We start from the raw sequence: 23,354 nt of genomic DNA, 5'->3' as shown, positions 1-23,354 counted from the left end.
AAGCAATAGCCGAATTCAGCATCGGCTGACGCAAGCATCGGCTGACGCAAGCCACAGCCGTATCTGGCAACAGCCATCGTCATCGCCCCGGGGAAGCCGTGCTTGCCCGGGGCGTTTTGCTGCTTACTGATCCAGCTGGATCTTGGCGTCGGCCGCCACGTTCTTCCACTTCTTCACGTCGCTTGCGATCACTTGCTGGAATTCATCCGACGTGCCGGCGACCACGGTGCCGCCCAGGCTGGCCATCTTGGCCTTCACTTCGGGCGTGTTCAGCGCCTTCACGGAAGCGTCGTGCAGCTTCTTCTTCACGTCTTCCGGCAGGCCCTTGGGCGCCAGCAGGCCGTTCCAGGCGTTGGCTTCGTAGCGCGGCAGGCCGGCTTCCTTGAAGGTCGGCGTGTCGGGCAGTTCCGGCGAACGCGTGTCGGCGGCGATGGCGATGGGACGAATCTGGCCGCCCTTGATGTAGGGCAGCGAGGCCGGCACCGGTTCCCAGATCATCGACACCTGGCCGCTGATCACGTCGGTGAAGGCCGGGCCCGCGCCACGGTAGGCGATGTGCATGAGCTTGGAACCCGTCATCGACTTCATCAGTTCCATGGCCAGGTTGCCCAGGCCGCCCGCGCCCGACGAGGCGTAGGTGTACTTGTCCGGGTTGACCTTGGACGCCGCGATCAGCGCGTTCAGGTCGCTGGCCGGGAAGTCTTTGGTGACGCTCAGCACGCCCGGCACGGTGACCAGTTGCGTGATGGCGGTGAAGTCTTGCACGGCGTCATACGTCAACGTCTTGTACACGGCCGGGTTGGTGCCGTGGGTGCTGGAGGACGCCAGCAGCAGGATGTAGCCGTCGGGTGCGGCATCGGCCACGTAGCGCGTGCCGATCGAGCCGCCTGCGCCCGCCTTGTTTTCCACGACGACGGTGGCGCCCAGCTCGGTACCCAGTTGGGCGGCGAACACGCGGCCGATGATGTCGGCCGTGCCACCCGGGGCGAACGGCACGATCAGGCGCAGGGGCTTGGCGGGGTAGCCGGCGGCTTGCTGCGCCGAGGCGGCGCCGGCGGCCAGCGTAGCGCCGGTCAGCAGCGCCAGGGCAATGGTGGATTTCTTGAAATTCATCTGTGTCTCCAGGCGAAGGTTAGTCGAGGCTGCGGTTCAGCCAATCGACGATCAATCCGGCTATCTGGTCGCTGTTGCGGTCCAGCATGCAGAAATGGGAATTGCCGGCGATGCCGGCGGCGGGCAGGTCCAGCACATCGGCGCGTTGGCCGGCCGTGCGCAGGGCGTTCCAGTAGGCGTCCGTCTGGGCGCGGTAGCGCTGCCAGGTGTCGTCCGCGCCAAAGTGATCGCCCCAGACCAGCAGTTGCGGGGGCAACTGACAGCAAGCCGTGGCGGGCGTGCCCGTCGGTTCGACGGCGACCACCGCGCGCACGGTGGCCGCGTATTCCTGGGCGAGCAGGGTGGCGAAGCCGCCGCCCTGGCTGTGTCCGATGACAATGCAGGGGCCAGCCAAGTCCAGCAATTGACGGTAGGCGTCCAGCGCCATGTCGCCGTGAGTCAGCCAGCGCGGCACGAACTGCTTGGAGAACGTATCGAAGGCGTCGGTGGGAAATTGCTGCGCGGGGTAGGCGTGGCGGGGCTGGCCCGCGGGCGCATAGCCGTCGGCCGGGCCGATGCGAAACAGCCGCCACGCTTCTTCCTTGGACCGGAAGATGGGCGCGCTGTCATAGACCTGCGGATACATCGCCCACGACGCGCGGCCCCGTTCGGGCGCGTCGGACACAAACACGTCATAGCCCGCTTGCAGCAAGCGCCACAGCCAGCCCTCGCGGCCATCGGGCGTGCTTTCCCATTGCGCGCCCGTCATGCCGCCGCCGTGCCAAAGCAGGATGGGGTAGGGGTGGCGCGGCTGGGCCAGCCGGTATTCCTGCACGTACAACTGGCCGACGCTGTAGCCGCCGTTCATGTCGACCAGGCGGGCCGACGCGTTGTCCACCACTTGCTGTTGCTGCATCGGCACACCGCCAGCGACAGCCTCGGCGCCGCCCAGAAAGTGGCTGCGGATGGATTTGAGCAAAACAGGGGCGTCGGGCATCAGGGTTTTCCAGAAGTCGATGCCGGGATGTTAGTTGCCAATTGTTTCTAGGTTGTGCAAAATGAGCACCCGCTGTGCCGAATCGGCACAGCCCATGAATACCGATCCCGCCCCGGACAAGCGGGCAGGGGTGAGAGAGACAGATGGACACCAAATGGCTGGAAGACTTCGTCGCGCTATCGAAGTCGCGCAACATGTTCCAGGCGGCCGAGGCGCGCAGCGTGACGCACCCGGCGTTCGGCCGCCGCATCAAGGCGCTTGAGGAATGGGCGGGCGTGGCGCTGGTGGAACGCGGCCATCAGGCCACCACGCTGAACGCGGCCGGGCGCAGCATGCTGGCCGCCGCCATCGACGTGCTGGACATCCTGCGCGACACCCGGCTGGCGCTGCAAAAGCCCGAGCAGGAACGCAACCGCAAGATCATCATCGCGTCGGGCAAGACGCTGGCGCATTCGGTGCTGCCGGGGTTGATGGCCAGCGTGCAGCAGGGCATGCCGGCGTTCCAGCTGAAGGTCATCACCACCACGCTGAACTACGGCGTGGACATGCTGGCGGATGGCGAGGTCGACTTCCTGCTGTGCCATGCGCACGAGCCGCTGTACGCCAAGATTGATAACCCCGGCTACCGCTGCCGGCGCGTGGGCGCCGACAAACTGGTTGCGGTCAGTGCGCCCGTGTCGGAGGGCGGCCGCCACCCCCGCTATGCCGTGCCCAAGCTGGCGTCGGACCCGGCCGTGCCGTTCCTGGCCTATGCCGACAGCATGTCGCTAGGCCGCATCCTGCACGACCGCCTGCGCGGGCTTTGCGTGGTGCCGCAATTGCAGACGTTGTATGAATCAGACCTGGCCGACGCGCTGCACGCCATGGCGCGCCAGGGCTTTGGCCTGGCCTGGCTGCCGCACACATTGATCGAGGCCGACTTGCGCGCAGGCAAGCTGGTGCGGGCCGACAGCGCGCGTAACGACATCCATATGGAGATTCGGCTGTATCAGTCGGTGGACAACGCCAAATTGCTGGCCCGCCAGGTCTGGACCCGGATCGAAGCCTACGCGGCCCGATAGCGGCGCCGTTCAGCCATAACCATTCAGGCATAAAATAGCGAATTACCCCATACCCGCACACCCGCACACAGGATTCCAGCGCCATGAACGCACGTATCCCCGAAGACGCACTGCCGCCCACCCTGGACCCGAAAGCGCTCCAGGAATTTGTCGACGACAAATGGGACAACGAGATCATCCCCGCACTGACCGACTACATCGCCATTCCCGCCAAGAGCCCGGCCTTTGACGCCGACTGGGAAAAGAACGCGTTCATTGAACGCGTGGTGCGTGATGCGGCGCAGTGGGTGGAAGCGCAGAAAGTATCGGGCCTGAAACTGGAAGTGGTGCGCCTGCCGGGCCGCACGCCCGTCATCTTCTTTGACGCGCCCGCCACCCGCAGCGACAACGGCGACACCGTGCTGCTGTACGGTCACCTGGACAAGCAGCCGGAATTCTCGGGCTGGCGCGCGGGCCTGGGCCCGTGGACCCCGAAGTACGAAGACGGCAAGCTCTATGGCCGCGGCGGCGCAGACGACGGCTACGCCGTGTATGCGTCCTTGACCGCCATCATGGCGCTGGACAAGCAAGGCATTCCGCGCCCGCGTTGCGTGGGCATCGTCGAAACCTGTGAAGAGTCCGGCAGCTACGACTTGCTGCCTTACGTAGACGCGCTGCGCGACCGCCTGGGCAACGTCGCCCTGGTCGTGTGCCTGGATTCGGGCGCCGGCAACTACGACCAGCTCTGGATGACCACGTCGCTGCGCGGCATGGTGTCCGGCACGCTGGAAGTGCAGGTGCTGGACGAAGGCGTGCACTCGGGCGACTCCAGCGGCGTCGTGCCGTCGTCGTTCCGCATCTTGCGCCATCTGCTGGACCGCCTGGAAGACAGCGGCACCGGCCGCCTGCTGCCGCAAAGCCTGCATTGCGAAATTCCCGCTGACCGCGTGGAACAGGTGTCCGCCACCGCCCGCATCCTGGGCGACGAAGTGTGGCGCCGTTTCCCCTGGAGCTGCGGCGCCGAAGGCGGCTTTGTGCTGCCAATGACGACCGAGCCCGAACAAGCCCTGTTGAACCGCACCTGGCGCCCGACCTTGTCGGTGACCGGCGCCGAAGGCCTGCCGCCGCTGTCCAGCGCCGGCAACGTGCTGCGCCCGCGGACCGCGTTCAAGCTGTCGCTGCGCCTGCCGCCGCTGGTGGACGCCGTGGCCGCGTCGCAAGAGATCAAGGCGCTGCTGGAAGCCGATGCGCCCTACAACGCCAAGGTGATCTTCAAGGCCAACGAAGGCGCCGCCACCGGCTGGAACGCACCGGCCGCCGTGCCGTGGCTGACCCAGGCGCTGGACGCCGCCTCGCAGCAGTACTACGGCCAGCCTTGCGGCTATATCGGGCAGGGCGGCACGATTCCGCTGATGAGCATTCTGCAAAAGGGCTTCCCCAAGGCGCAGTTCATGGTGTGCGGCGTGTTGGGCCCCAAGTCCAACGCCCACGGCCCCAATGAATTCCTGCACGTGCCGTATGGCAAGAAGCTGACGGCTGCCGTCGCCCAGACCATGGCGGCCATGCCGGCATGATTTCGACTTCTGACGCTTACGCCAATGTGGTGGCTGAAACCCGCCACTGGCTGACTCAGGCCGTCATCGGCCTGAACCTTTGCCCGTTCGCCAAAGCGGTTCAGGTCAAGGACCAGATCCGCTTTGCGGTCAGCGACGCCACCGACGCCGAGGGCGTCCTGACCGACTTGCAGGACGAGCTTGCCTTGCTGGCCGAAGCCGACCCGGAACAGATCGACACCACCTTGTTGATCCTGCCCGACGCGCTGGAAGACTTCCTGGATTTCAACGATTTCGAAGAGCTGTCCGACCGCCTGCTCAAGCGCATGCGGCTGGTGGGCGAGCTGCAAGTGGCCACCTTCCACCCGCAGTTCCAGTTTGCGGACACGCAGCCGGACGACATCGAGAACTACACGAACCGTTCGCCGTACCCGATTCTGCATCTGCTGCGCGAAGACAGCATCGACCGGGCAGTGGAATCGTTCCCGGACGCGGCGGACATCTATGAAAAGAACATCGACACGATGAAGAAACTGGGTCTGGAAGGCTGGAAGAGGCTGATGACCAAGGCGTAGCCGGTGTAGCCGGCCGCCTGCCCGCATCCAAATCCTTGCCGTCTTCGTATATGGGGCATGGGGCCACAGACCACTGGCCCCATGCCCCATGTTCTTCACAAGGAGACGACCTTGCCGCCACGTGATTCCTTCGTTCAGGCACGCCGATGCGTAGCGCGCTGATGCTTGCCGTGCTGGCCTCGGTTCTGGTGCTGGGGCTGGCGGCGTGTTCGCCGCTGGCCGTGCTGAATGGCGCGGTGCCTGATGACGCCAGCCGCGTCGTGTCAGGCGTGGCCTACGGTGATAGCCCCCGCCAGCAGTTGGACATCTACGCGCCGCCGGGCGCTGATCGCCCGCCCGTGGTGGTGTTCTTTTACGGCGGCAGCTGGCGCAGCGGTTCGCGTGCCGACTACAAGTTCGTGGGCGACGCGCTGGCCTCGCGCGGCATCATGGCCGTTATCGCCGACTACCGGCTTTACCCCGACGTGTCATACCCGGACTTTGTGGACGATTCCGCGCGCGCCGTCGCCTGGACCTTGCATCACATCGCACGCTACGGTGGCGACCCGGCCGAAGTCTTCGTAGCCGGGCATAGCGCGGGCGGCTACAACGCGGCCATGGTGGCGCTGGATGCGCGCTGGCTGGCGCGCTTTGACGCGTCACCCGCCATGCTGCGCGGCTGGATCGGCATGGCCGGCCCCTACAACTTTCTGCCCATCGTGGCGCGCAGCCTGAAACCCGTCTTCCATTTCCCCGGCACGCCAGCGGATTCCCAACCGATTGCGCACGTCAGCGCCGCCGCGCCGCCCGCCTTGCTGATGGTGGGCATGGCCGACACCACGGTCGACCCCGCGCTCAACACGGAAAGCCTGGCGGCGGCGCTGCAGGCGGCGCACGCGCCGGTCAGTGTTGTGCGTTATGACCGGCTGGGCCATGCGCTGCTGGCGGGCGCCTTGGCGCGCCCGCTGCGCTGGCGCGCGCCGGTGCTGGACGACCTGGCGGCCTTTGTCTGGCAGACGGCCCGGGCGGGCCAGCCCCCCGCGCAGGCCGCGGCCGGTCATTCCCAGCCTCCCGCGCAGGCCGCGGCCGGTCATTCCCAGCCCCCCGCGCAGGCCGCGGCCGCCCAATCCCAGCCCTGATCTTGGGCGTTCCATTCCGCCCACTTCCCCGGGGCTGATGCAAGGCTCGCCGCAATCGGGCATTATTTGCGGCCACGGGTCGTGTTGACCAGCATAGAGGGGTAAGTCGTGCCGCAAGACATGCGCTTGGCGTTGGATGCGCCGGACTGGATCTCGATGGCGCTGATGCCGATTGCACAAGCACAGGCAAGCGATATTGCGCGTACCGATGCCGACGCCCGGCGTCTGGAAGCCGACATGCAGCCCATGGGCGCCAAACGGCGCGGCGAATTCCTGGCGGGCAGAGTGTGCGCGGCGCGCGCCCTGGAAGCCGCTGGCGCCGGGCGCATCGGCTACGTGCCGCGCGGCGAAGACAAGCTGCCCGTGTGGCCGGCAGGCTGGCACGGCAGCATCAGCCACAGCACGGCATGGGCGGCTGCGGCGGTGGCGGCGTCCCGCCATTGCGTGGCGCTGGGATTCGATATCCAGGAACGGGTCAGCCCGCGCGTCATGACCGAGGTCATGCCCTTGATCGCGAACACCGCCGAATTGGCCCGCGCCAGCCCTTACTTCGAACGCCGCAGCGCGCTAACGCTGTTGTTCTCCGCCAAGGAATCGCTCTACAAGGCGCTGCATCCGCTGGTGCGCACATTTCAGGATTTTGATGGCGCGGAACTGACGTCGATCACGCCCACCCGTTTGCAGCTGACCCTGACGCGCAGCTGGGGGCCGGGCGGCTGGGAGGCAGGAACGGCGGTGTGGATGCATTACACGTGGCAAGACGACCTGGTCGCCACCTTGTGTTGGCTGACTGGCAATCGCACGGTTTGATCTAGGGTTTTCCCTAGGCATCTGACGGGCATCGGGGTTCGTATATGGCAGTGTCCCTGCCAGATTCGCCGAGAGAAGCCCACTATGACGCCGCACTCTGCCTCTACGTCTTCCGAGCCCTATGCGCCCGAGCCCGCCGCGCCGCCGATGTCGTTTGCCGACCGTCTGCTGCGTCAGCACTTGCTGAGCCGCTTAGGCGGTTTGCGAGGCGGATCGCTGACCATCGAAGACGCCATGGGCCAGATGCAGGCAGGCGTCAGCGGCTCAGCGCAGACCCACACCCACACCCGCCCCGTGCACTTGCGCGTGCGCGACCCGGCCTTTTACCGGGCGCTGGCGAGCAACGGCAGCGTGGGCGGCGGCGAGGCGTATGGCGACGGCCATTGGGAATGCGATGATCTGGTCGGCCTGATCCGCCTGCTGGTGCGCAACCGCGATTGGCTGGACAGCATGGAAACCGGCAGTGCGCGCCTGGGCGGCCTGGCCATGCGCGCGCTGCATGCGCTGCGCCGCAACACCCGCGCCGGCAGCCGCCGCAACATCGCCGCGCACTACGACCTGGGCAATGCGTTCTTCCAGCTGTTCCTGTCAGACGACATGATGTATTCGTCGGCCATGTGGGAAGGGGAGGACGACACGCTGGAGCAAGCGTCCACGCGCAAGCTGGATGTGATTTGCCGCAAGCTGGACTTGCAACCGGGTGATCACGTGGTCGAAATCGGTACCGGCTGGGGCGGCTTTGCGCTGCATGCCGCGCGCCATTACGGGTGCCGCGTCACCACCACCACGATTTCGCGCGAGCAGCATGCGCTGGCTTCTGAGCGCATCCGCCGCGCCGGGTTGCAGTTCCGGGTGGACGTGTTGCTACAGGACTATCGCGACCTGCATGGCCAGTTCGACAAGCTCGTCTCGATTGAGATGATCGAGGCCATCGGCGCGGCTTATCTGCCCACGTACTTCGCCAAAGTGGGTGAACTGCTCAAGCCGGCGGGCGTGGCGCTTATCCAGGCCATCACCATTGAAGACCACCGCTACGCGCAGGCGTTGAAAGCCGTGGACTTCATCAAGCGCCATATCTTCCCGGGCAGCTTCATGCCGTCGATCCAGGCGATGCTTAACGCCAAAACGCGCGCCAGCGACCTGAGTCTGGTGCATCTGGAAGATTTCGGCCTGTCTTACGCACGCACGCTGCAAGCGTGGCGCCAGCGCTTCATGGCGCGGCTTGACGCGGTGCGGGCGCGGGGGTTTGATGAACGCTTCATCCGCCTGTGGGAGTTCTACCTGGCCTACTGCGAAGGCGGATTCCGCGAACGCGCCATTGGCGTATCGCATCTGCTGCTGGCGCGCCCCGCAGCCATGCCCGGCGCGGCGCGCTGGACCGCCGGGTAGGCGAGGGAGTCCACATGACATTCTGGGCCAACCTCATCGGCTACCAGATCGTCTGGTTTGGCGCGGTGATCGGCGCCAGCCGGGGCAACCCGTGGTGGGGCGTCGCGCTGTCGGCGGGCTTCGTGCTGATCCAGGCCTGGGTGTCCGACAGCCGCCGCGCCGACTTGCGGCTGGTTGCCGTGGCGCTGTACTTGGGCATGGTGCTGGACGGTGTGCTGGCCGCCAGCGGCTGGGCGCTGTACGTCACGCCACGGCCCGCCTTGCCGATGGGGGGCGCACCCATCTGGATCTTGGCGCTTTGGGCTGCCTTCGCCATGACCTTCAACCATTCGCTGGCATATCTGCGAGACCGTCCCGCGCTGGGCGCAGCGTTGGGGCTTGTTGGCGGGCCGCTGGCGTATTGGGGCGCCGCGCGTGGGTGGGGCGCGATGGTGTTTGTGCCGCCCGTCTGGCGCAGCCTGACGTGGCTGGCCATCGGCTGGGCGCTGGCGATGTGGGGGCTCTGCCGGCTGGCCCGGCGTTGGGAACGCAATTTGCGGAGGCCATCCGCTTCGATCACAGGGGGCGCAACATGAGCCCGGGTATGCAGATTCTGATGGTGGCGGTGATGGGGGTGGTGCTGATGGCTGCCGGGTGGCAGTGGCAGCGCCGCCATCGCAATGCCGGCATTGTCGATGTGATGTGGACGGCGGGTGTCGGGCTGGGCGCGGTGCTGACTGCGCTGACGGGGCCGGGCGCCGTCATGCCAAGGCTGCTGCTGGCGGTGTTGGGCGGCGTGTGGGCGGGCCGGCTGGCGCTGCATATCTGGCGCCGAGTGCGGGACGGCGAAGAAGACGGCCGCTACCGCGCGCTGCGCGCCCACTGGAACGGCAGCCAAACCAAATTCGCGCTGTTTTTTCTGGCGCAGGCCGGCTTGATCGTGCTGTTCACCTTGCCCTTCATCGCGGTTGCCGCCAACCCGGTCCCCGGCATGACGCCGTGGTTGTGGCTGGGGCTGCTGATCTGGATCGTGGCGGTTGCTGGCGAATCGCTGGCTGACCGGCAACTGGCCGCCTTTCGCGCGGACGCGGCCAACGCCGGGCGCGTGTGCCAAGGGGGCTTGTGGCGCGTGTCCCGCCATCCCAACTACTTCTTCGAATGGCTCCACTGGTTCACCTACGTGGCGCTGGCCGTGGGCGCCAGCTTCGCGTGGCTGGCGTGGGTGGGGCCCGTCGTGATGTTCATCTTTCTGCGCTGGATCAGCGGCATCCCCTACACCGAGGCGCAATCGCTGCGCACGCGCGGCGACGCTTACCGCGAGTATCAGCGCACGACGCCGATGCTGTTTCCCTGGTTTCCGAAACCGGCCTCCGCCGCCGGCTCCCCGCCACGCCATGCAAAGGGCAAATCATGAACACCGCCATTCTTAGCGACGTCCAACTTCCCTCGGATCGTCCTGCCCCGGGCTTGCTGGGCTGGGCCGAACGCGGATGGGTGCCCGATGCGCTGGTGCGCCAGGGCATCCGGCGCCTGTGCGCTGACCGGCTGCGCGACGAAAGGGCGGGCGGCCCGGCGGCGCAGGCAAGGCGCTATCAGCATTTGATGAACGAGCTGCAGGATAGCCCGCTGGCCATCCACACCGACGACGCCAACGCGCAGCACTACGAATTGCCTGCCGACTTTTTCAAGCTGTGCCTGGGCGGGCGCTTGAAGTATTCAGGCTGCTACTACGCCACCGGCCGCGAAACCCTGGACCAGGCCGAAGCCGCCATGCTGGAGCTGACCGGCATGCGCGCCGAACTGGCCGACGGCCAGCGCATTCTGGAGCTGGGCTGCGGCTGGGGGTCGCTCACGCTGTGGATGGCCGAACGCTATCCGAATGCGCGCATCACCGCCGTGTCCAATTCCGCGTCTCAGCGCCAGCACATCCAGCAGCAATGCCAGCTGCGCGGCCTGGGCAATGTTGACGTCATTACCTGCGACGTCAACACGCTGCAACTGCCGCCCGCGGAATTCGACCGCTGCGTGTCCGTCGAAATGTTCGAGCACATGCGCAACTATCAGGACCTGCTGGCGCGTATCGGCACGTGGCTGCGGCCCGCGGGCAAACTGTTCGTACACATCTTTGCGCACCGCAGTCTGATGTACCCGTTCGAAACCGAGGGCGCCGACAACTGGCTGGGCCGCCACTTCTTCACGGGCGGCATCATGCCCGCGGCCGACACCTTGCTGTGGTTCCAGCGCGATCTGCACATCGAAGGGCGCTGGCTGATTGATGGCAGCCATTACGAACGCACGGCGAATCATTGGCTGGCGAATCAGGATGCCAACCGCGCCGCCGCCATGCAGGTGCTGGAGCACGCCTATGGCCCGGCGCTTGCGGCGTTGTGGTTCCAGCGCTGGCGTATGTTCTGGATGGCCTGCGCCGAATTGTTCGGCTATGAACACGGGCGGCAATGGATGGTCGCCCATTACCGCTTTACGCGGCCTTGATAAGAGAGGAATGCCATGCGCCACATCTTCCGAAGTTCTGCGTTGGCGTTGGCGGCCGTGCTGGCCGGTTGCAGCAGCCCGCCGCCGATGCCGCCCGTGGCGCAGGTCGACATCCCGCGCTTCATGGGCGACTGGTATGTGATTGCCGGCATTCCCAGCTGGCCCGAACGCAAGTCGTTCAATGCGGTGGAGTCATACGCGTTGATGCCCGACGGCCGCATCCAGACCACCTTCCGCTACCGCCACGGCAGCTTTGACGCTGATGTGGAAACCATGCACCCGGTAGGCACCGTGCAGCCGGGCACGGGCAACGCCATCTGGGGCATGCAGTTCATCTGGCCGATTCAGGCGGAATACGTCATCGCTTATGTGGACGACGCCTATCAGCAAACCATCATCGGCCGCTCCAAGCGTGACTACGTGTGGATCATGGCGCGCACGCCCACGCTGCCTGAAGCCGATTACGCGCGTCTGGTCGCCAAGGTTGGCGAGCTGGGTTATGACACCAGCCAGCTGCGCGTGGTGCCGCAACAATGGCCGGAACCTGCGGCCCGCCCGCGCTAGTGATCGCATACCAAATACCACCCGGCGGAATTAACCCCGCCCCACGCGCATCACACGCCTCGGGCTCCCCCGGCGCACCGGGATATCCCTAGATAGCCCATCGGCGGTATTGCATACAACATACGGCCATTGTGACCGCTGCTGTTCGGCTGGCGGCCTGTGCGTCCTTCCCCGTTTCCTCGTCTTGCCACGCGGCGCTTGCCTGGGCGCGCGCGGGGCTGGTGCCTTTGCCCTTGCTCGGAGAGCCGTATGCGATTGTCCCGCCGTCACGCCCTGGGTGCGCTTGCCGCGCTGCCCCTGATGTCCCTGAGCTCGCGCCCGGTCTGGGCGCAGAACACCTTTCCGACGCGCCCCGTGCGCTTGCTGGTGGGCTTTGCCCCCGGCGGCCTGACCGACATCGCCGCGCGCGCCTTGGCCGAACGCATGGGCAAGACGCTCAAGCAGAACGTGGTTGTGGAAAACCGCCCGGGCGGGCAGGCCATCATCGCCACCGTGGCGGTGGCGCGTGCAGAGCCCGATGGCTATACGCTGGGTTTTGCCGGCACCAACGGCATGATCCTGAACCCCTTGCTCTACAACAATCTGCCGTACCAGCAGTCTGACTTCAAACAGCTGGGGTCGATGGGCAAGTCGCCCATGCTGCTGATCGTGCACCCGGACCTGGGCGTGAAGAACGTGCAGGAATTCATTGCGCTGGCCAAGAAGAAGCCGGGCGACATCACCTGCGCCCACGCGGGGCGCGGCGTCATCAATCACCTGGCGCTGCTGCACTTTCAATCCAAGACGGGCACGCAATTTCAGGACGTGCCCTACAAAGGCAGCGGCCCCGCGCTGCTGGACCTGATGGCCGGCACGGTGCAAAGCACGTTCGACTTTCCGACTTCCGCGCTGCCCAACATCAAGTCGGGCAAGTTGCAGGTGCTGGCCGTGACGGCCGACAAACGCCTGTCCAGCCTGCCCGACGTGCCCACCATGAAGGAAGCGGGCGTCGACGGCTTCGAGCTGTACACGCGCATGATGATCTCTGGCCCCGCCGCCATGCCCGCGAACGTGGTGGCCGTGCTGGAAAACGCCGTGCGCGAAGGCACGAGCGACCCCGGCCTGATCCAGCAATTCGCAGAGCAGGGCGTGGCCGTGGAATTCACGTCGTCGGCCGATCTGGACAAAGTCATCGCCGATGAGTCCGCCATGTGGGCGCAGGTCATCAAGGCCAATGGCGTGCCCAAGACCGATCTGAAAGCCTAACGCCACCGTCAAGGACACCTTCAAGGACACCCCGTGACTGAACAAGCCCGCATCACCGTCACCCCCGAATTCGCCCTGATCGACGTCGCACGCGAGATCCGCATCGACGGCTTTCCGGCCTATGCCTTCATCACCGTTACCGCCAGCATGCAGATGTGCGGCGCGCCGTGGCGCTCGCAGGCCGTGTTCGTGGCCGGCTTCGATGGCAGCCTGGACTTGGGGCGCGACAGCCCCGTGTCGGGCAGCTACGCCGAGCCCTCGGCCATGGGCATCGTGTGGTCCATGGTCTGCGAAGACATGAGCCGCGTGGTGTTCCCGCCCGACCGCACCGAGCCGCTGGTGATCCAGATCGAAGCCACCGATGGCGTGCGCCACGCGTCGGCGCGGCTGGTGCAAGACTTTCTGGAAGACGGCGTCACGCACCGCGCAGTCCGCGAAACGGTGGGGGGCATGACGGTGTCGGGCGAGCTCTATACGCCCGCCGGCCCCGGCCCGCATCCGCTCGTGATCTACATGAACGGCTCGTCGGGCGGCGTCAACGCGCCGCGCGCCGCGCTCTTTGCCGCGCGCGGCTTCCAGTGCCTGGCGCTGGCCATCTTCAATTACGAAGGCCGGCCCAAGTACTTGAACGACATGCCGCTGGAATATTTCGAGCACGCGCTGCGCTGGGCGCACGACACGCTGGCGCCGCGCGATGGCTTTGTGGCGCTGTCGGGCATCAGCCGTGGCGGCGAGACCTCGCTGCTGGTGGCCTCGCACTATCCCGATCTGGTCAGCGCGGTGGTGGCTTATGTGCCGTCACCCGTGACGCACGGCGTTGTCAGCGCCGGTTCACCCGGCACCGGCCGCAACGCCCAGGTTTGGACCAAGGGCGGCGAACCCTTGCCGCATCTGTGGGAAAACAACGCCAGCGCTGATTGGGAAGCCGCCTATGCCTCCGAGCCGCCGTATCGGCAGACGCACGCGTTCTTAAGCGCCACGCGCGATAGCGCTGCGTTCGAGCGCGCGCGGATTCCGGTGGAAAACTATCCGGGCCCGGTCATGCTGGTCAGTGCGTCAGACGATGGCTTCTGGCCCAGCACCGCGTACTCGGAAATCGTGATGCGCCAACGCCAGGCGCACGGTCTGCCCACGTTTCATCACGTCTGCATGGGGGCGGGGCACCACGTGCATTACCCCTACCTGCCGGCCACGCTGATCAGCAAACCGCATGCAATGTCGGGCTTGCTGCTGGATGCGGGCGGCACGCCGGCCGCGAATGCGGCGGGCAATGAAGGCTCGTATGTGGCTGTGCTGGAATTTTTGGGGCGGGCGGCAGGCAAGGCGTAAGCCGTTGGGTTCCCGCCGCAGCCGCGGCCAAGCGCGCCTATCCGGTGGCAGGCCCGCCACCGGTTGCCGCGCGCTATCGCACGCTTATTCTTCGCTGGTCCATTCCACCTGCACGCCCAGGCTGCGCAGGTTTTCCACAAACTGGGGATGGGCGCGGCGAATCGGCGTGGCGTTGCGGATTTCCGAGCGGCCCTTGATGCTGCTGGCCACCATGAACAGCGCGATCGCCACGCGGATGATGTAGGGGCTTTCGACCACGGCGGGCGTGAGCGGCATGCCGCCAAACGTCACCACGCGGTGCGGGTCGGACGAGAACACGTGCGCGCCGAACTTCGACAGTTCGCCCGTCCAGCCCAGCGCGCCGTCATAGACCTTGTTCCAGAACATCGCGTTGCCCTCGGCGCACACGCCCAGCGCAATGAAAATCGGCAGCAGGTCCACGGGGAAGTACGGCCACGGCGCGGCTTCGACCTTGGTCAGCACATTGCTGGTGAAGGGCGTTTGCACCTTCAGCGGGCCGGAACGCAGCGCGCGCGACCAGCCGTCCTTGTGCTCGATCTGCACGCCGAACTTGGCGAACGTGCGGTCGATCAGCGGGAAGTTGCCCGGCGTGCGGTTGCGCACCACGACGTCGCCGCCCGTGATGGCGCCCAACGCCAGAAAGGTCGTGATCTCGTGGAAGTCTTCTTCAAAAGTGAAATCGCCGCCGGTCAACGTGGCGCCGCCGCGCACCGTCAGGCGCGACGTGCCGATGCCGTCGATATCTGCGCCCATCATCACCATGAAGCGGCAGAACTCCTGCACGTGCGGCTCGGACGCAGCGTTGGTCAACGAAGATTCGCCAACGGCTGCCGCCGCGCACAGCACGAAGTTCTCGGTGGTGGTGACCGACGCGTAGTCCAGCCAGTGGTGCGTCGCTTTCAGCGGGCCGCTGCTGCGCACCAGCAGGGAACCGCTGGCGCGTTCCACTTCGCCGCCGAACGAGCGGAAGATGTCCACGTGCGGATCAATCTCGCGCACGCCCAGCGTGCAACCCTTCACGTTGTCTTCCAGCCGCGCCACGCCAAAGCGCGCCAGCAGCGGCGGCACCAGCATGATCGACGAACGCATCTCTTCCGGCAGCCGGTGCGAGGTGGCGTCGAACGTGGTGTGGCGGTGATGCAGGTTCAGCGTGCGCGTGGTTTCGTCCAGCTTCACGTCGCTGCCCAGCGTGCGGAAGATGTCGAGAATCTTGCGGACATCGGTAATGTCCGGCACGCCGTGCAGCGTCAGGGGCTGGTCGGTCAGCAGCGTGGCGCACAAGATCGGCAGCACGGCGTTCTTGTTGGCCGAAGGAATGACGCGGCCACGCAAAGGCGTGCCACCGTGGACGATGAGGTTGGACATGGGTGAGGCGGCGGGGAAGGGAGTTTTGTAGCGAGGAGTGGGGGAATTGTACTGTTGCCGGCATAGGGCGGCCGGCCGGCCCGGTGATGAAACGTTTCAAACTGCAAATTGGCGTGGCCGCCCCGGGTGCAATAGCCCTCGGGCGTACCCCCTACGCCCTGTAGCGCGGCGTCAATGCCCCACCACGGCCAACCCCGAGCTCCGTAATCCGGGCCGGAACGCATGCGCGTGCGCCGACCACGCCATGACGAACGCCAGGGCGACCAGCACGACCAGCGCCCACGGAAAGGCCCCAACGCCCCAGGCCTCAAGCAGCATGCCGCCCGCCACCCCGGCGCCGGCGATTGCGCCATTCCACGCCACCACGTTCATGGACAGCGCCACATCTGCGCCGCTGCCGGCCGCATCGGCCAACGCGGTTTGCAGCAAGGTGGCGGCCCCGCCGAAGCTCACGCCCCAGACCGCCACGCCCAGATAGATCACGGTGGGGTTGGCAGGCGCCAGGGCGAAGACCAGCGCCGTGACGGCGAAGGCGGCCAGGCTCGCCAGCACCGTCACGCGCAAATGGCGGTCGACCAATCTGCCGGTGATCCAGATGCCAGCAAGCGCCGCCGTGCCAAACACCAGCAACACCAGGTCCACCCGTTCAGACAAGCCGGCAGGGGCGACAAAGGGCGCGATATACGTGTACAGAATGTTGTGCGCCAGCATCCATGCCACCACCACCGCCAGCACGGGCCGCACGCCCGGCGTCGTGAACACCCGGCGCAGCGGCATGCGTTCATGGGCGGACTGCCCCGGGTAATCAGGCACCTTGGCCAGCACCCAGACGATCAGCGCGAGCGTCAGCGCCGACATGATCCAGAACGCGACGCGCCATCCCACCGTAGCGCCCAGCAAGGTGCCTAGCGGCACACCCAGAGACAGCGCGATCGGCGTGCCGACCATCGCCAACGCCATCGCCCGCCCTTGTTGCCAGGGGGCGACCATGCGCCGCGCGTAGCCCGCCAGCAGGCTCCAGGCCAGCCCCGCCGCCATGCCCGCGAAGAAGCGCGCTACCAGGGTCAGCCCATAGTTCGTCGACAGCGCCGTGGCGGAATTGAAGAGTAGAAAGCCGATGATCGTCATCAGCAACACGTTGCGGCGGCGCCAGCCGCGGGTGGCGATCGTGAGCGGAATGGCCGCCAGTAAAGAGCCCAGCGCATAAGCGGTGACGGTCTGCCCGGCCAGCGCCTGGCTGACGTCCAGCCCGGCGCTGATCTGGGGCAACAGCCCCGCGGGCAGGGTTTCGGTGACGATGCAAAGAAAGCCGGTCATGGCCAGCGCCAGCAGCCCGGAGACAGGCAGGCGGTCAGACGCGGGCTGCCCGGTTGAAGTCGTTGAGTGATTCACGCAAAAGTCCTTTTGTAGAGAGTGCCGGATCGATATCCGCGGCGGGCCGGGCGCGAGGGAAGGGCGCCATGGGGGCCACGATTGAGGGCCGCTAGTTATATACCGATCGGTATAAATGTAGGCGCGCAGCTTTCGCGTTGTCAACGACTTTTGTATCGATTAGTATTGATGTCGCGTTCGAAAAAGGAAGACTGCTATGGCGCAAATGGGCAGGCCGCGCGCGTTTGACCGCGATCAAGCGGTCGAACAGGCGATGCATTTATTTTGGGAACAGGGCTATGAATCAACGTCGCTCAGCCAGTTGAAGGCCGGCATTGGCGGCGGCATTTCAGCGCCCAGTTTTTATGCGGCGTTCGGGTCGAAAGAGGCGCTGTATGCCGAAGCCGTTCAACGCTATCTGGACACCTACGCCCGCGTGAACGACAGCCTGTGGGACGACAACACCCCGCCCAAAGCCGGCATAGAACTGGCGCTGCGCCGGTCGGCGAAGATGCAGTGCGAACGCACGCATCCTAAAGGCTGCATGGTGGCGCTGGGCGTCATGAGCGCGCCCACCCCAGAACATGCCGACGTCGCCAAGCCCTTGGCGGCATCGCGCCAGCGCACGCATTCGGGCTTCATCCGCTGCGTGGAGCGCGGCATCGCCAGCGGCGAGCTTGCCGCAACCACAGACGCCAAAGTGCTGGGCACCTTGTTCAACAGCTTTCTGTTGGGCGTGTCGCTCGCGGCGCGGGACGGCGTGCGTTACCCGGTGTTCGACGCCGCGATCACGCAGCTGATGCTGCAATGGGACGCGGCGAGCGTGGGCAATCAAACTAAGACCGCCAGCTAAGACAGCAAGCTAAGACAGCCAGCTAAGACAACCCCGGCAGTGTCTCAGACGTCCGTTTCGCCGCGGCCAAACGTCAGCTCGCGTCCGCGCCCATCCACTCGCAGGCGGGCCTGTTCCATGCGCCGCCGCAAGCGCCAGCCGCCGAACCAGCCGCTGTCGTTATTGATTTCGCCGCTTAGGCGCTGCAAGTAGTCGTCTTCGGGCGATAGCGCGCAGGCGCGCGCAATCCACACCTTGGCCAGATACGCATTGGGCTCGCAACCGCGCCCTTCCATGAACGCGATGGCGTAGCTGCGTGCGGCGGTTTCGCGGTCGCCGTCATCGCTTTGGTCCCACATCCAGGGCAGCACGCGGTCGAGCGCCGCGCGCTGGTCTTCGTCCGACCCGCTGTGCATCAGCATCAGCCAGCTCAGGTTGCGGGCGGCCATGGCTTCCATGCGGGAACCGCGATCGGCCACGCGCCAGTTGTTTTCCAGCCAGAGCCGGTAGGTCTGGTATTCGCCTTGGGCAAGGTCGCGGCCTTCGTCGATGGCGGCACAGGCCAAATTGTTGCGGGCCACCAGATGGCCGGCTTCGGCGGCACGTGTGAGCCAATCGCGCGCGGCGGTCTTGTCGATACCCGCGTAGTCGGCGTCGATCTTGCCCGCATACAGCTCGCTTAGCGACATCAGCGCATCCGACCGTTCGCGCGCGGCGCCTTCCTGCCACAGGAACATCGCGGCATCTGGCGACACGTCGCCCCACAGGTTGCGGCCCAGCTGGGGCAGGTTGAACGAGCGGTCCTTGCCGTCCAGCGCGAAGCCGCGTTCCAGCAGCGCTTGCGTATCAAGCTCGCCGGCCTGCAAACCGAACAGGCCGAACTGGCTGCCCACCGCCGCCAGCAGCACGGCTTCCACATCGTCGCCCCAGCGCGCGCCGCGCAGCAGAATCTGCCGGAACAGGCCGTGCGTGTCGGGCATGCCCTTGAACCACAGGCACGCTTGCAAGGTGAACACCGTGCCGGGGTAGGCCTCGTCCGTCAGGTCGATATCCGCAGGCGCCACGGCGCAGGCCTGCGCCAGCAGGTCGTAAGCGTGTTGCAGCAGCGCGGCGTCCCAATGCACGTCACCGTCATCATCGACATGGCGGGCGCGCATGGTTTCGAAGTTGGCGTAATGGCACAGGGCAACGGCGCGCTGCTCGGCGGAAAGCTGCAAAGTCAGCCATTGCTCGAACGCGTCGCGAAACGCGGCGTTCTGCGCGTCGTCGTCCACGTCCGGATAGAAGGCGGAGCAGCCCAGGTAATCGAATTCTTTGTGGAACCGCAGTTCATCGCGCTCGGCGTCGGTCAAGCCGGCGCATACGGGGCCGTTGATGAACGCGTCCATCTCGTCGTGGCTGCCGCCCCAGCGCGGATACAGGAAGTACAGGTACGTGGTGAGCACGCCCACATCATTGGGGCGCAAGGCTAACGAGGTCCGCAGCCAATAGGTTTTGGGATCGTCGCTGTCGCCCGTCTGGCGCGCGGGCAGGCCGGCGGGCAAGGACGCGGGCAGCTCGGCCAGGCCCATGCCGCTGTGTTCGGCGAGCAGGCTCAAGCCTTGTTCCCAGACCTCGGCGGGCCAGCGTGCCTGCAACGCATCGTGCGAAGCCGGCGCGCCGGCGGCCAGCGCCGCCAGCCATTCCGGTTCGCCCAGGTAGGCGCAGACGCGCATGGTTCTCTGCACGGCCACCACGGGCCGCTCATGCAGTGCCATCGCTTGCAGGAAGGCACCGACGGCATGGTCGCGCGCCATCATTGCGCCGGCCCATTGCTCATCGTCCACGTAGTCCGCAGTGTTGCTGCTGCGGATGTTGCCGGCAATGGTCTCCCACTGGTTGCCGTAGGCAAGATGCGCGTGGTATGACGCAGGCCGCGCCTCGCGCCACGCGCGCAGGCGGGCAAGATTTTCCGCCGCTGACAGTTGCGGGTCGCTGATCTGGTCCAACAACCACCGATATCCGAACGACTCGCCTTTGCTATCCAGCCACCGCAGCGCGGCGGGTTCCAGGATGGCGTCCAGTTCATCAAACTGGCCGCTTTGCAGCCGCTGCCGAAGTTCCGCGCGGCGCGCAAGATGGGTATCGATCGTGTCGGGGGATGAAGTCATTCGCTACGCAGGTGGGTTCAGGAAAAGGCGAACCCACGCCGGCAGCGCATGGCGCATGCGGGGGCCGCATTCTTATTACAACGGCAGATTGGCGGATTAGTTAAGGACGGGGTCTTTTGCGGCCGGGTGCTTACGCACCAGCACCGTGCCCAAAATCGCCAGCACCAGCCCGCCGCCGACATAGGGCAGGCCAAAAATCAGCGCCCAGAAGAAGAGGGCGGTGTTGGCGTCGCGGGTGTCTGCGGCGCTGGTGGCGTGTGCGCCAACGTCCATCGTCAGCAGCGTGGCGGGAATCGTCAGCACCATGGCGGCGCCCAGCGCCACACAACCCCAGCCGATCAGGCGGCGCAGGTTGGCAATGCGCGCCAGCAGGACGCTGGCGATGACGGTGACGACGAGCCAGATGACGAGTCCGGCAACGATCATCGTGTCCGGGTCGCCTGACGTGGCGGCTTGCTCGCGGGGGCTCAAGGCCAGGATCACCGGCAGCAGCACGCCGTAGCTGACTCTGCCGATGAGCAATCCCAAGACGATGCTGACAATCCATTTGACGGTGTTTGAGGGCATGCCGAAGGTCCTGGCCGTTAGGCGGTTTGTCCATCAGGCGATTGAGCCGTTTGGACGCTTAGCCATTAATCAAGTAGTGATCTTGCACCGGGAAAAATAACACGGCATTGCCTACGCCCGGCGGCGCACGTTCTCCTGGTGCAGCAGCTTGATCTGTTCCGCAAACTCCGGCACCGGGCCGTCTACGGTTGCGCCATCAATCACGTCCTGAATCGCCAACGGTTTTACGCGCGATGGCGCGACGCCCCATTCGCGCATCCACTGCGCATACTGCTTTGACGACGCCGCATACACGATGCGGCCCAAGCCCACCCAGCCATGCGCCGCCGAACACATCGCGCAGTGCTCGCCCGAGGTGTACACGGTGCACGATGCGCGCTCGGCTGGCGGCACATTGTTGGCCGCCCAACGGGCGATTTCGAATTCCGGATGCTGCGTGTGGTCTCCACCCGAGACGTGGTTGTGGTCTTCGAACAGGACCTCGCCAGTCGCGGACACCAGCACGGAACCGAAGGGCTGGTCGCCCAGCTCCAACGCGCGCTTGGCCAGGTCCACGCAACGGGCCAGGTGTTTCTTGTCCAGGTCATTGATCATGCGGTGTCTCCTTGTAGGGTTGTGGCGCTTGCGCAGAATTGCTTGCGGTAGGCCGACGGTGAAATCGCAAAGGCATGGGTGAAGTGTTGGCGAAACGATACCGAAGATCCGAACCCCACGTCTTCGGCGATGCGGTCGACGGCAAGCCGACCGGTTTCCAGCAGGCGTTGCGCGGCGGCCAGCCGGTGGTTCAACAGCCATTCGGACACGGTGGCGCCTGTCTTCGCCTTGAAGTGGCGGGTGAATGTGCGCCGGCTCATGCCGGTTTTCTCCGCCAACAGGTCCAGCGACAGCGGCTGCCGCAGGTTTTCGATGGCCCAGTCCAGCGTGGCGCTGAGCTTGTCCGAGCCGCTGCGTTCGGGCAGCGGTTGCTCGATGTATTGCGCCTGTCCGCCGTGCCGGTGCGGCGCAACCACCATGCGGCGGGCGATGCGGTTGGCCACTTCCGCGCCATGATCGCGGCGCAGCAGATGCAGGCAGCAATCGATGGCGGCGGCGGTGCCGGCTGAGGTCAGGATGTCGCCGTCGTCGATGTACAACGATTTGCGGTCCAGCTTGACCTTGGGATAGCGGCGTTCGAAGTCGTCGCCCCAGACCCAATGCGTGGCGGCCGTGCGCCCGTCCAGCAAGCCGGCTTCAGCCAACACAAAGGTGCCCAGGCACAGCCCCGCGATGCGCGCGCCCCGGGCATGCGCGGCGCGCAAGGCCCGCAACAGGGCAGGGGAGGCGGCGGCTTCGGGGGCGCTCCAGGCGGGCATGATGACGGTGTCGGCCTGAGCTAGCACCGACAGATCATGTTCGACTTCGATCTTGAAGCCTGACAGGGTGGCAATCAGCCCGGCCTTTTCTGCGCAGATCAGCAAGCGATAGCGCGGCACGCCCAGCCGCGCCAAGTCGTCGCCAAACACCATGCAAGGCACGGACAGGTGAAACGGGCTGATGTCTTCGAAGGCGATGACGGCGACGGTGTGCATGGCGGGCGTGCGGATTGGGCTATGGATGGCCAGGGCGTATGGACCAGAGCGAATGGCCCGGAGCGAAAGGTCCAGAACAAACGGGCCAAAAAAAGGGCCAAAAAAAGGGCCAACAAACGGGCCAACAAACGGGCCAACAAACGGGTCATAGGTTGGCCCGATTCTAGCAATAGTTGTCCATCGGGCCACTATCAAGAAACCCGCATCGGCGTGACACTGGGTGTTCTTTCACCTACCGACAAGAGACAAGCCATGAGCCATCCCACCATCCGCACCCTGGCCGGCGCCACCGCCCCGGCATCGCTCAATGCGTCCAGCACCGCCTTGCTGGTTATCGATTTCCAGAACGAATACTTCAGCGGCAAGCTGCCCATCCCCGCCGGCAAGACGGCATTGGGCAACGCGCAACGCCTGATCGCGCACGCCGACGCGGCCAAGATCCCGGTTTTCCACGTGCAGCACGTCACGCCCGCCGGCGCGCCGGTGTTCGCCGATCAAAGCCAGACCGGCGAGTTTCATCCCGAATTGCAACCGGCCGCGCACCACAACGTGGTTCGCAAAACATCAGTCAGCGTGTTCCCCACGACCGACCTGGACCAGCAATTGAAAGCCGCCGGCGTCAAAACGCTGGTCATCACCGGCCTGATGACGCACGCCTGCGTCGCCGGCGCCGCCCGCGACGCCGTGCCGCTGGGCTATGACGTGATCGTGGCCGAAGACGCCTGCGCCACCCGCGACCTGGACCGCGCCGACGGCAGCGTCGTCAGCCACGACAACCTGCACCGCGCAGCACTCGTCAGCATCGAAGACACGTTCGGCGATGTGATGACGACCGAGCAGGTGTTGAAGCTGCGGGTGGTGTAAATGGGCAAGGCAAGAGTTGTCCGGCGAAGTCATGCGCGGTTCGCCGGACGCTCGTTGCCTGGTCGGAACTTCGTCTGATTTCGAGCCTGGAAGCGATTTTGATATAGCACTGGGTGCTATGTTTGCAGCGCATGGCACAAGCGGCGTTTTACGCCAGATCTGCCAATCGAATGTCCTGGAGAGTCTTGAATTGACCAACGATGCCGCCGTCCGTCCGTTTCATTCCTCGTCGTTTGCGGCATCTGAGACGGCGAAACGGAATGTCAATAAGCCACGGGGTGAAGCGACGGCTAACGATTTGCCTGCCCTGGCGGCCATCCACCGCATTGCCCGGGCTTTGTGCGAGGTTGGCGGGATCGGTCAGAAAACGATGCGTGAATACGACGATCTGTGTACACGTGCTTAAGGCCCCGCCATGCGGGGCCTTAACGT

Annotated in this window: 23 protein-coding genes; 15 read left to right on the top strand and 8 right to left on the bottom strand. The window is 65.7% G+C overall.

Annotation, left to right across the window (positions count from 1 at the left end; all coding sequences use genetic code 11):
• Positions 1 to 123 precede the first annotated feature (123 nt).
• Both HV765_RS07105 and HV765_RS07100 read right to left on the bottom strand, forming a co-directional pair.
• A complete protein-coding gene (locus HV765_RS07105; protein WP_175169232.1) occupies positions 124 to 1,113 on the bottom strand; it encodes a Bug family tripartite tricarboxylate transporter substrate binding protein in 990 nt (329 codons plus the stop codon).
• 19 nt (positions 1,114 to 1,132) lie between these two features.
• Complete coding sequence (locus HV765_RS07100; protein WP_175169231.1) at positions 1,133 to 2,089, bottom strand: alpha/beta hydrolase; 957 nt, start codon at positions 2,087 to 2,089, stop codon at positions 1,133 to 1,135.
• A gap of 143 nt (positions 2,090 to 2,232) precedes the next feature.
• On the opposite strand from HV765_RS07100, the gene HV765_RS07095 reads away from it, so the two are divergent.
• From HV765_RS07095 to HV765_RS07040, 12 genes are all read left to right on the top strand, one after another.
• Positions 2,233 to 3,150, top strand: a complete 918-nt coding sequence (locus HV765_RS07095; RefSeq protein ID WP_054425287.1) for a LysR substrate-binding domain-containing protein — start codon at positions 2,233 to 2,235, stop codon at positions 3,148 to 3,150.
• Positions 3,151 to 3,233: 83 nt separating this feature from the next.
• On the top strand, positions 3,234 to 4,703 hold the full coding sequence (locus tag HV765_RS07090; protein WP_054425289.1) for a M20 family metallopeptidase: 1,470 nt from the start codon (positions 3,234 to 3,236) through the stop codon (positions 4,701 to 4,703).
• Entirely contained in the window at positions 4,700 to 5,257 is a 558-nt protein-coding gene (locus HV765_RS07085) for a DUF1415 domain-containing protein (protein ID WP_175169230.1), read from the top strand. The genes HV765_RS07090 and HV765_RS07085 overlap by 4 nt, the downstream gene beginning before the upstream one ends.
• 146 nt (positions 5,258 to 5,403) lie before the next feature.
• Positions 5,404 to 6,375, top strand: coding sequence for an alpha/beta hydrolase (locus HV765_RS07080; RefSeq protein WP_175169229.1), 972 nt, complete (start codon positions 5,404 to 5,406; stop codon positions 6,373 to 6,375).
• A 108-nt stretch (positions 6,376 to 6,483) separates the two neighbouring features.
• On the top strand, positions 6,484 to 7,185 hold the full coding sequence (locus HV765_RS07075; protein WP_175169228.1) for a 4'-phosphopantetheinyl transferase family protein: 702 nt from the start codon (positions 6,484 to 6,486) through the stop codon (positions 7,183 to 7,185).
• A gap of 84 nt (positions 7,186 to 7,269) precedes the next feature.
• A complete protein-coding gene (locus HV765_RS07070; RefSeq protein ID WP_175169227.1) occupies positions 7,270 to 8,574 on the top strand; it encodes an SAM-dependent methyltransferase in 1,305 nt (434 codons plus the stop codon).
• Between the two features lie 14 nt (positions 8,575 to 8,588).
• Positions 8,589 to 9,149 carry a DUF2878 domain-containing protein gene (locus tag HV765_RS07065; RefSeq protein ID WP_054425299.1) on the top strand — a complete coding sequence of 187 codons (561 nt, stop codon included), beginning with the start codon at positions 8,589 to 8,591 and terminating at the stop codon, positions 9,147 to 9,149.
• The gene (locus HV765_RS07060) at positions 9,146 to 9,967 is read left to right on the top strand and encodes a DUF1295 domain-containing protein (RefSeq protein ID WP_175169226.1); all 822 of its coding nucleotides are present in this window, start codon (positions 9,146 to 9,148) and stop codon (positions 9,965 to 9,967) included. The genes HV765_RS07065 and HV765_RS07060 overlap by 4 nt, the downstream gene beginning before the upstream one ends.
• Positions 9,964 to 11,046 (top strand): SAM-dependent methyltransferase, encoded by a 1,083-nt coding sequence (locus tag HV765_RS07055; RefSeq protein WP_175169225.1) that lies wholly within the window; start codon positions 9,964 to 9,966, stop codon positions 11,044 to 11,046. The genes HV765_RS07060 and HV765_RS07055 overlap by 4 nt, the downstream gene beginning before the upstream one ends.
• A 15-nt stretch (positions 11,047 to 11,061) precedes the next feature.
• Positions 11,062 to 11,610, top strand: coding sequence for a lipocalin family protein (locus HV765_RS07050; protein ID WP_175169224.1), 549 nt, complete (start codon positions 11,062 to 11,064; stop codon positions 11,608 to 11,610).
• Positions 11,611 to 11,859: 249 nt separating this feature from the next.
• Positions 11,860 to 12,855, top strand: coding sequence for a Bug family tripartite tricarboxylate transporter substrate binding protein (locus HV765_RS07045; protein ID WP_175169223.1), 996 nt, complete (start codon positions 11,860 to 11,862; stop codon positions 12,853 to 12,855).
• 33 nt (positions 12,856 to 12,888) lie between these two features.
• The gene (locus HV765_RS07040; RefSeq protein WP_054425309.1) at positions 12,889 to 14,184 is read left to right on the top strand and encodes an acyl-CoA thioester hydrolase/BAAT C-terminal domain-containing protein; all 1,296 of its coding nucleotides are present in this window, start codon (positions 12,889 to 12,891) and stop codon (positions 14,182 to 14,184) included.
• Positions 14,185 to 14,268: 84 nt separating this feature from the next.
• Here the strand turns inward: HV765_RS07040 and HV765_RS07035 are convergent, their stop codons facing one another.
• Together HV765_RS07035 and HV765_RS07030 are read right to left on the bottom strand one after the other, a co-directional pair.
• Positions 14,269 to 15,570 (bottom strand): UDP-N-acetylglucosamine 1-carboxyvinyltransferase, encoded by a 1,302-nt coding sequence (locus HV765_RS07035; RefSeq protein WP_054425311.1) that lies wholly within the window; start codon positions 15,568 to 15,570, stop codon positions 14,269 to 14,271.
• Between the two features lie 171 nt (positions 15,571 to 15,741).
• Positions 15,742 to 16,887 (bottom strand): MFS transporter, encoded by a 1,146-nt coding sequence (locus HV765_RS07030; protein WP_175169544.1) that lies wholly within the window; start codon positions 16,885 to 16,887, stop codon positions 15,742 to 15,744.
• Between the two features lie 328 nt (positions 16,888 to 17,215).
• On the opposite strand from HV765_RS07030, the gene HV765_RS07025 reads away from it, so the two are divergent.
• Positions 17,216 to 17,794, top strand: a complete 579-nt coding sequence (locus HV765_RS07025; RefSeq protein WP_338060068.1) for a TetR/AcrR family transcriptional regulator — start codon at positions 17,216 to 17,218, stop codon at positions 17,792 to 17,794.
• 44 nt (positions 17,795 to 17,838) lie between these two features.
• On the opposite strand, the gene HV765_RS07020 is transcribed toward HV765_RS07025, so the two are convergent.
• The 4 genes from HV765_RS07020 to HV765_RS07005 all read right to left on the bottom strand — a co-directional run bounded on the left by HV765_RS07020 (position 17,839) and on the right by HV765_RS07005 (position 22,058).
• Positions 17,839 to 19,923, bottom strand: coding sequence for a DUF4034 domain-containing protein (locus HV765_RS07020; RefSeq protein WP_175169222.1), 2,085 nt, complete (start codon positions 19,921 to 19,923; stop codon positions 17,839 to 17,841).
• A gap of 96 nt (positions 19,924 to 20,019) precedes the next feature.
• A complete protein-coding gene (locus HV765_RS07015; protein WP_175169221.1) occupies positions 20,020 to 20,490 on the bottom strand; it encodes a hypothetical protein in 471 nt (156 codons plus the stop codon).
• A 111-nt stretch (positions 20,491 to 20,601) separates the two neighbouring features.
• Entirely contained in the window at positions 20,602 to 21,084 is a 483-nt protein-coding gene (locus HV765_RS07010) for a nucleoside deaminase (RefSeq protein ID WP_175169220.1), read from the bottom strand.
• Positions 21,081 to 22,058: a GlxA family transcriptional regulator gene (locus tag HV765_RS07005; RefSeq protein WP_175169219.1), complete on the bottom strand. Its 978-nt coding sequence runs from the start codon at positions 22,056 to 22,058 to the stop codon at positions 21,081 to 21,083. The genes HV765_RS07010 and HV765_RS07005 overlap by 4 nt, the downstream gene beginning before the upstream one ends.
• A gap of 252 nt (positions 22,059 to 22,310) precedes the next feature.
• Here HV765_RS07005 and HV765_RS07000 point away from each other — a divergent pair, with 252 nt between their 5' ends.
• Complete coding sequence (locus tag HV765_RS07000) at positions 22,311 to 22,922, top strand: cysteine hydrolase family protein (RefSeq protein ID WP_175169218.1); 612 nt, start codon at positions 22,311 to 22,313, stop codon at positions 22,920 to 22,922.
• Between the two features lie 31 nt (positions 22,923 to 22,953).
• Positions 22,954 to 23,328 carry a hypothetical protein gene (locus tag HV765_RS06995; protein WP_175169217.1) on the top strand — a complete coding sequence of 125 codons (375 nt, stop codon included), beginning with the start codon at positions 22,954 to 22,956 and terminating at the stop codon, positions 23,326 to 23,328.
• Positions 23,329 to 23,354 lie beyond the last annotated feature (26 nt).

The organism is Achromobacter kerstersii, from assembly GCF_902859595.1.
GTDB classification, from domain to species: domain Bacteria; phylum Pseudomonadota; class Gammaproteobacteria; order Burkholderiales; family Burkholderiaceae_B; genus Achromobacter; species Achromobacter kerstersii.
Note: the sequence above shows the minus strand (reverse complement) of the source record. Positions and strands in the feature narration are given on the sequence as shown.